Here is an 806-nt window from a genome sequence, read left to right on the forward strand (position 1 = left end):
ATTTAAATAATCATCAAAGGACCAATAGGAAGTGGATTTTGCCCCGGCAGTCAGAGTAAGCCATGGTGTTGGTTGCCAATCAAAGTTAAACCAGTATTGATTTTCTGAACGTCGGCCTGCTCGAGGTAACATTCTAAAATATAAACCACTTCGACTATCATCATAATATTCGTCATCGGTAGTTAATTTTTCTCTTTGTAGAGAAGCCCCAACCGTTAAATTTAAATTATCTCTTAAATTAAATTTATTACTAAGATCAACACCCTTGCGAGTGCTCTGGCTTGTCATGCCTGTCGTATCTAAGATAATATAATCGCCTGAACTACGATCCCTTACCCCATCACCATTAAGATCCCGATTTAAATTAAATATATAATCAACCGTTTTTAAAAAATTAGGGAAGCCGCCAGCCGTATGTACATCAGAATCAGTATCTGTTTGCCATAAATTAATATTAAGATCAAGCCAACGACTATTTTCAGGATTATATTTATAATTTAGACTGTAGGCTTTTGAATCAACTTCGCTTAAAGGCCATTGTGGTACTGTACCTTCACCTCCTCCAAATAACCACCATCCGATACGTGAAGGAAGTATCTCTCCATAAATTGTATTAGTATCTCGATAAGTTAATTGTAAAGATTGATCATCTGTTGGTCGCCAAGTCCCTTTTAGTAAATATGACTCCATTCTCATAGATGTATTACTTACTTCTTTATTGGGTTGATAAACATTCGCCATAAACGGAACATAGTTAAAATCACCAACCGTTAAACCATCTTCTTTTGCAAAGAAGCCGCTACCAC

At 36.2% G+C, this 806-nt stretch carries 1 pseudogene; it reads right to left on the bottom strand.

From position 1 onward, the window contains the following. Positions 1-806 (bottom strand): annotated as a pseudogene (locus tag F4V57_RS14825) (TonB-dependent receptor); the annotation flags it as partial.

It is taken from the genome of Acinetobacter qingfengensis (assembly GCF_008693185.1).
In the GTDB taxonomy this organism is placed as follows: Bacteria; Pseudomonadota; Gammaproteobacteria; order Pseudomonadales; family Moraxellaceae; genus Acinetobacter; species Acinetobacter qingfengensis.